Annotated in this window: 6 protein-coding genes; 5 read left to right on the top strand and 1 reads right to left on the bottom strand. The window is 74.8% G+C overall.

The window, feature by feature from the left end; genetic code table 11:
- Positions 1–1,825 precede the first annotated feature (1,825 nt).
- Complete coding sequence (locus ND747_RS19080) at positions 1,826–2,971, top strand: hypothetical protein (protein ID WP_251735110.1); 1,146 nt, start codon at positions 1,826–1,828, stop codon at positions 2,969–2,971.
- Here ND747_RS19080 and ND747_RS19085 read toward each other — a convergent pair.
- A complete protein-coding gene (locus ND747_RS19085; RefSeq protein WP_374216273.1) occupies positions 2,954–4,327 on the bottom strand; it encodes a DUF1015 domain-containing protein in 1,374 nt (457 codons plus the stop codon). The two genes, ND747_RS19080 and ND747_RS19085, sit on opposite strands and share 18 nt — an antisense overlap.
- Before the next feature lie 272 nt (positions 4,328–4,599).
- Between ND747_RS19085 and ND747_RS19090 the strand changes: the two genes are divergently transcribed.
- The 4 genes from ND747_RS19090 to ND747_RS19105 all read left to right on the top strand — a co-directional run.
- Complete coding sequence (locus ND747_RS19090) at positions 4,600–5,112, top strand: tetratricopeptide repeat protein (protein WP_374216274.1); 513 nt, start codon at positions 4,600–4,602, stop codon at positions 5,110–5,112.
- 99 nt (positions 5,113–5,211) lie between these two features.
- The gene (locus ND747_RS19095) at positions 5,212–6,468 is read left to right on the top strand and encodes an HAD-IIA family hydrolase (protein WP_374216272.1); all 1,257 of its coding nucleotides are present in this window, start codon (positions 5,212–5,214) and stop codon (positions 6,466–6,468) included.
- Between the two features lie 103 nt (positions 6,469–6,571).
- Positions 6,572–6,829, top strand: a complete 258-nt coding sequence (locus ND747_RS19100) for a hypothetical protein (protein ID WP_251735116.1) — start codon at positions 6,572–6,574, stop codon at positions 6,827–6,829.
- 14 nt (positions 6,830–6,843) lie between these two features.
- Positions 6,844–7,653: TlyA family RNA methyltransferase (locus ND747_RS19105; RefSeq protein ID WP_251735118.1), on the top strand; the 810-nt coding region annotated here is incomplete at its 3' end.

Here is a 7,653-nt window from a genome sequence, read left to right on the forward strand (position 1 = left end):
AGGACGCCGCCGGACTTATATACAGGTTGTGGGGCTGTCTCGTTTTCGGGACGGCCCCACACCTGTCTCCGGAACAGATTTTTCTTGCTCGTCCGACCGAACCGCGTCCACTGTGCCGGACCATCCGCTGCTGCCGGGCCCGTGAACTGGTCGTTGCGCTGGGAGTCCAGGCGCCGGGTGGTCGAGACCGTGGGTCCTGCCCGTCGGAGGACGGCCGTGCTGGGGCCCGACTTGACCCTCCCCGTACTGTAGATCCGGTCGTCGCGCAGCAGGGTCGTCGGGCGGCAGCACGGCCGCGGGGCCTGCTCTGGCCTGCGGTGTGGGCGTGAACTGTGGGTGCTGTGACATGCGGGTGCGTGCTGTGACAGCACCGCGGCAGACCGGTGGTGCCTGCAGTAGACCAGTGGTGGCAGGTAGACGAGGGGAACAACCGTTCATGGCAAGGGACGAGACAGCTGACGGCGGCGACCGGCGACGGTCCGCTGGGGCCGGACGGTCCGGGCGACCTGACGGAGGTCAGCGCCGCGGCGGCTGGTCCGGCCGGGACGGTGGTGCAGCTCCGGCACGCCCCTTCCGCGGCGGCGGTGCAGGCGCGTCGGCCCGGGGCGGTGACTCCGCGCGGGGATCGGGCGGATCTGGCGGGGCGGGGCGCGGATCGGGTGGATCAGGCGGCTGGTCGGGCGCTCCACGGGCGGGCGGGCGCTCCGATGCGGCTGGCGGCGCTGGCCGCGCCCGGCCGGCGCAGGTGCGCCGGTTCGAGGCGACGACACGTGGTGGCCCGGCCCGGCCCGGATCGGGCGGCGCGCTGGGTGGTGCGGACCGGGCCGGCCGACCGGACCGTGGTGGCGATCGTGGTGGCGCAGGTCGTCCGCCCGCCGAACGGGGCAGATGGCAGGGCGCCCCTGCTGGTGCGGACCGGTCCGAGCGTTCGGGTGGGCCGGTTGATCGCCGTGTTCGGGAGTCCGGTGACACGCGGTTCTCCCGGGCCCCTGCTTCCCGTGATCGTGCTGGTGGTGGCGCCGGCGGCCGGCCGGCGGCCGGCGGCGGCAGTGGTGGCGGCCGGACCAAGCTGGCTGCGGAGGCGGCCTGGCGTGCGCGGCGGACCGATCGGGTCAGTCCGGGCGCGCCCTCGGGGCGTCCGTTCTCTTCGGACGGCGACGGGCGTGGCTCACGCGGGGGCTACGGCGGCGACCGTCGAGATGATCGGCGGGACGCTCCTCGCCGTTCTGGGCAGGACGGTCGTTTTTCGGCTCCTTCCCGCGACGAGCGGGGTGGGCGCCCCGGTGCGGACCGGCGTCCGTCCGGTTCGGATCGGGGCCGACCCGACCGACCCGACCGTGGTGAGGGCGCGGGACGGCCGCCGTGGTCGGTGCGACCGGATCGTGCCCCGGATCGTCCCGAGCGGTCCACGGACCGGGCGGCCCGGGTGGACCGCACGTCGGCCCGGCCGGAGCGCACCTCGGACCGGCCAGGCCGCACTTTTGAACGGTCAGACCGCACGGATCGACCGGCCCGGCCGGACTGGTCCGCACGGCCGGAGCGGCCGGCGAGGACGGACTGGTCGGCGCGGTCGACCGGGGCTGAGCGCACGGCGAGGCCCGAGCGTCCGGCCGGACCTGATCGCGCGGCCGGTCCCCGCCGGGACGGGGGGTCGTCCGAGCGCACCGGGGCGGCGCGCCCCAGCAACGACGCCCGTACGTCCCGCCCGCAGCAGTCCTCTCGTCCCGAGCGACCGTTCCGCTCCGACAGCTCGTCCCGGTCGGACGGTTCCGCCAGGCCGGACTGGTCGTCCAGCCCCGAGCGGTCGTCCCGGCCCGAGCGGTCGGTGCGTTCGGATCGACCCACCCGGCCAGATCGCTCGGGTCGTCCGGACCGGTCGTCCCGGCCGGGACGACCCGAGCGTGGAGATCGGCCGGGACGGCCGGAACGGGCCGAAGCGGGCGGCAGCCGGCGCCCACGCGTCGTCACGCCGCCGCTGCCTGACGAGGCTCGTGCCGACCTGCTGGACCACGACATTCGACGGTCACTGCGCGGCCTGCCGGCAAGCCTTGCCGACACGATCGCCCGTCATCTCGTCGCGACGGCTCTGCTGCTCGACGACGACCCGGTCACGGCGCTCAACCACGCTCGGGCCGCCGCCGACCGGGTTCCGCGGCTTGCCGCCGTCCGGGAGGCAGTCGGTATCGCTGCCTACCATGCGGGTGAATACGCCACCGCCCTGCTGGAACTGCGCGCCGCCCGACGCATCGACGGCTCGGCCCACAACCTGCCCCTGATGGCGGACAGCGAACGGGGTCTCGGCCGGGCCGACCGGGCGATCGCCTATCTGCGTGACCCCCAGGCCGACAGCCTTGACCCGGCCGCCCGCGCGGAGCTGCTGATCGTGGTCTCCGGCGCCCGCCGTGACCTGGGCCAGCCGGATGCCGCCGTGCTGCTGCTGCGAGACCTGGCGACGCTCAAGGGCACCCCGCCGCCGTGGGCACCCCGACTCTGGTACGCCTACGCCGAGGCACTGCTCGCCGCCGGACGGGACGCGGAGGCGGCCCGCTGGTTCAGTTCGACCGCGGCCATCGACGACGGCGAGACCGACGCGGCGGCCCGGGCCTACTTCATCACCACCGGCGAGCCGATGCCCGAGGACGAGACCCCCACCGAGGCGGACCCGTCCGAGGACGAGGCCCTGCTCGACGGGGAGGCCCTGCTCGACGGGGAGGCCCTGCTCGATAGGGAGGCCCTGCTCGACGGGGACGACGCGTTCGACCTCGACGAGAACCGTCTCGATCCGGACAGCCGCCTCGATCCGCCGGACGCGGACCTCGGCCATGACGGCGTCGAGCACGAGGACGGCGTCGAGGACGAGGACCTCGAGGCAGTCGACGACTCCCCGGCCGGCGACGACCCGTCGGGCCGGCACATCGTGGATGACACCTCAGACGACACCTCGGACGACACCTCAGTCGAGGGGGCGTAGCAGCAGGCCGGTGCGCGGCTTGGGGGTGAACAGGGTCGACTTGCGCGGCATCCGTTCACCCGCCTGCGCGACGGCGGTGACGTCCGCGACCGGGGTGGGGTTGAGCAGCAGTGCCGTCCCACCGGAGGCCGCTGCCGCCGCGATCGCCGCCGGTGCGTCGTGGTGGTAGTCGACGACCTCGACCGTGTCCTGGAGACCCCACACGTCCACGATCAGTGCGAGGTGGGCGATGGTCACGTCGAGGCGCCGGAAGGCCTCGGAACGGTCGCGGGGAAGGCTGCGGGCGAGCAGGGCGGGATCGGGCGCGGTAAGCAGATGAGCCGACGCGCCGTCGGTGAGGACGAAGGCGGGGCCGTCGCGGCCGGCCGCCGCCAGTTCGTCGAGCAGGGTCGGCGGCGGGCCGGTCAGTGGGCGCACGGTGAACGGCCCGCTGGCGCGGCGGACGGCCTCGGCGAGCGGCAGAGCGGCGATCGAACGGTGGATGGCGTGCACCTGCGGGCCGGACACCGTCGCGTCGACGAGGAAGGCGAGGCCGAAGTCCCACGGGCCGGGGCCGTCGCCGGCGGCGTGCCGCTCCGCCTGGTACTGCCGGTAGGTGGCGTAACGATGGTGACCGTCGGCGATCACGGCGCGGCGCGGTAGCAGGTCCGCGGCGATGGCGGCGAGCGTCGCCGGGTCGTCGACCAGCCACAGCCGATGGATGACGCCGTCGCCGGTGGTGGTCTCGACCGCCGGGGCGGTGGTGACGACCGTCGAGACGAGCCGGCTGGTCTCGCCGTCGCCGGCGTACACCAGGAAGATCGGTTCGAGGTTGGCCCGGGTCGCCCGGGTCAGGGCCAGCCGGTCCGTGACCGGGCCGGCCATGGTGTTCTCGTGCGGCAGGATGATGGTGGCCGCCGGGTCGGCGAGCGCCACGGCGCCGATCAGACCCCGCTGGACGTGCCCGTCCTGCTCCTGCTCGCACACGTACAGCGCCGACCGCTCGTCGCGGCGCAGCACCCCGGCCTCCAGCCAGGCCTGCAGTGTGGCGGCGGCGCCCGGATAGTCCTCGCCGGGCAGGATCAGACGCACCACGTTGTGCTCGTCGCCGGCCCACAGCCGGGCCCGTTCGGCCTCGTCGATGACGTCGTAGGGCGGTGACGTCCGCGCCGCGAGGGCCGCCCCGCCGACGTCGAACCGGGCAGCCCGGATCGGTGCCAGCACAAGGCCCGCGGGCGCTGGCACCGGCACGGACTCGGCCCGTCCGGACTCGACGGATGCGGGGGCAGCCGGCCCGGGGGCGCCCGGGGTGGGCCCGCCCGGGTCGGGTGCAGGGGGGTCGGGTGCGCAGAGGTCGGCGTTCGCCATGAGCCGCATGCTAGAGCGGGTGGCCGCCTGCTCGGAGCGGACCGCCGCCACGCCACGAAAGTGATCATTATCCGATCCGGGGGTCTCCGGGACGACGTGCGACGACACTGGAAACGGGCCGGTGAGAGGCGCCCGGGAGTGCCCATGGGTGCTGCGGTGTTGGTTCGCAGGAAGTAGGTCTGCCAGCGGGCTGCCGAGAGGTGTTCGCCAACGTCGTGGAGGTGGAGATGGCTGACGAGACCAGCCGCCCGACGCACGGACCGGACGATGTCCCTGCGGGCATCCCGGACCGGGACGTTGCCCCAACCGCCGGCGCGTCGAACGGCACGCATGCGTCGAACGGCACACATGCGAGCAACGGCGCGCATGAGGCAAACGGGTCCGGCGAGGGGGATCAGCGGACCGAGGGGGCCCGTTCGGGCCCTGCCGGCGAGGTCTACGACTGGTACACCCGGGGGATGGCGCTGCTCGGCCACGGCGATGCGAACGCCGCGGTGCAGCTGCTCGCGCACGCGGTCGCGGCGGAGCCGGCGTCCCCCAGCGTGCGCGAGGCGCTCGGCCGGGCACAGTTCAGCGCGGGGCAGTTCCTGGCCGCCCGGGAGACGTTCGCCTGGATCGTCGAGCGGCATCCCACCGACGACTACGCCCAGTTCGGCCTCGGTCTGTCGGCGCGCAAGGTCGGCGACCTGCGGGCCGCCGTGGAGCATCTGGCCCTGGCGGTGGCGATGCGCCCGGACATCAGCCACTACGGTGTCGCGCTGCGCGGCGCCCGCGCGGCGCTCGCCCGCGCCTGACCGGCCAGCCGGCTGGCCGCCCTGACCAGCTGCTCGGTCGACCGAGCCCGGGTGTGATCGGGGCAGTTTCTGATCGTGGCGAGAAGAGAAGAGGGATTCGTGGCTGTCAGAGCGGACGCTGCCATCAGCGCATCCGATCCCACCAGCGCACCCGGCACGGCAGCGGATTCCGCCCGGACGGGGCGCCAGCCGCTGCAGGGCACCCGGCAGGCGCTCGTCGAACTGTTCGACGTCGCGCTGATGGACCTGGACGGAGTGGTCAACCGGGGCGGCGCCGCGGTGCCGCACGCCGCCGACACGATCGCCGAGGCCGGGCGGCGCGGGCTGCGCACGGTCTACGTCACGAACAACGCGCTGCGACCACCGGGCGAGGTCGCGGACCGACTGACCGGGTTCGGCGTGCCGGCGCGGGCCGCCGATGTCGTCACCTCCGCCCAGGCCGCTGCCCATGTGCTGGCCGGACGGCTGGGCGCCGGCAGCCGGGTGCTGGTGCTCGGCGGACGTGGGCTGCGCGAGGCGGTCGCCGCAGAGGGGCTCACTCCGGTCGAACGGGCCGACGACGATCCGGTCGCGGTCGTGCAGGGCTTCGACCCGGAGCTCACCTACGCCCGCATCGCCGAGGCCGCCTACGCGATCCGCGCCGGCGCCTGGTGGGTGGCCAGCAACGCCGACCGTACCGTGCCCACCGAGCGGGGCATCGCGCCGGGCAACGGCTCGATCGCCGCGCTGCTGGCGGCCGCGACCGACCAGCAGCCGCTGGTCACCGGCAAGCCGGAGGCGGCGATGCACGCCGAGTCGATGCGTCGCAGCGGTGCCCGTACCCCGATCATCGTCGGCGACCGTCTGGACACCGACATCGAGGCCGGCACCCGGTCGGGCACGCCGACTCTGCTGGTGTTCACCGGTGTGACCACGCCCGCGGAGCTGCTCGCCGCATCGCCCGAGCACCGTCCCACGTTCGTCGCCGACGACCTGCGTGGTCTGCTGCGGTCCGCGTCCGGCGCCGTCCTGGTCGCACCTGCACCGGACGACGCGCGGGGCGGGCGGTTTGCCGCCACCTGCGGTGCCTGGACGGCCCGCCTCGCGGACGGCACGCTGACCTGGTCGTCCGTGTCTGAGGCGGGTGCGTCCGGCCGGGGCGCCGCGGACGAGAAGGAGCGCGAGGGCGAGCGCGGGAGCCGCAGCGGGAGCGGACCTGGGGTGGACACCGGGCCGCAGGATGACGGGCTGGATGCGTTGCGGGCCGCGTGCGCCGTCGGCTGGGCGGCCCTCGACGCGGGTGCGCGGGTGCACCGCCTCGCCGACGAGCGTCCGCCCGGCTGCGCCTCGTTGCGCCCGCCCGACGAGCGGGGCTGACCGCCGCGGCGAGCCACGGACGATCCACACATGAGATGCGTCGCACGGCGTCTGTCCCGGCGGACCATCGCATCATCGACCGAAAGTGCGGGAGGCTGACAGAGTGAACACCGACGGTCTGTCCGCCGAGATCCAGGACGCCCTCGTCCGGCTGGACACCCTCGACGTCCTGGCGACGTCGGCACACGTGGAGGTCTTCGAGGAGATGAACCGCCTACTGGCCGAGGCCCTCGCGGACCTGGACGGCTCCGGCGGGACGGCATCTGCTGGCGGGACGGCATCTGCTGGCGGGACGGCATCTGCTGGCGGGGCGGCATCTGTTGGCGGGGCGGCGTCCGGCGCGGCCCGTCCGGCGCGCTGAACCGGGTCGTGGGCATGCCCTCGCGTCGCGTGCGCCTCGACCGGGAGCTGGTCCGGCGCGGGATGGTCCGCAGCCGGGAGCAGGCGGTCGCCGCGATCGGCGCCGGTCGGGTCCTCGTCGGTGGCATTGCGGCGACCAAGGCGGCGACGGTCGTCGACGGTTCCACCTCGATCGCCCTGGCCGCGGGGGACGACCCGGGCTGGGCGTCGCGCGGCGCGCACAAGCTGCTCGGCGCCTTCGCCGCCTTCGGTGTCCCCCCGCTCACCGACCCCGACCAGCCGACCGGTGACCCGGAACCGGCCGACCTGTCCGTGGCCGACCTGTCCGTGGCCGATCCGGCCGGGCAGCGACCGGCATGCGGGGTGGGAACACGGCCGGTGCTGGTGGTGGCGGGGCGGCGGTGCCTGGACGTGGGCGCGTCCACCGGCGGGTTCACCGATGTGCTGCTGCGCCACGGTGCGGCGTCCGTCGTCGCCGTGGACGTCGGTTACGGGCAGCTGCTGTGGCGGCTGCAGGCCGATCCGCGGGTGCGGGTACTGGACCGGACCAACGCCCGGGCGCTCGACCCGGCGGCGGTCGGGGAGCCGGTCGAGCTCGTCGTCGGCGACCTGTCGTTCATCTCCCTGACGCTTGTCCTGCCGGCGCTGCGCGCCTGCGCCGCCCCGGACGCCGACCTGGTACTGCTGGTCAAGCCGCAGTTCGAGGTCGGGCGCGAACGCCTCGGTGCCGGCGGGGTGGTCCGCGACCCGCAGTTGCACGCCACCGCCGTGCGCGACGTCGCCGCCGCGGCGGGCGAGCTCGGCCTCGGCGTACGGGGGGTCACG

Origin of the sequence: Frankia sp. R82, assembly GCF_023716925.1 — a bacterium.
In the GTDB taxonomy this organism is placed as follows: domain Bacteria; phylum Actinomycetota; class Actinomycetes; order Frankiales; family Frankiaceae; genus Frankia.

Bases quoted from the DNA above. Each gene is read 5' to 3' on its own strand.
- ND747_RS19085 (WP_374216273.1), bottom strand. From the start codon at position 4,327: ATGCGGCTCATGGCGAACGCCGACCTCTGCGCACCCGACCCCCCTGCA.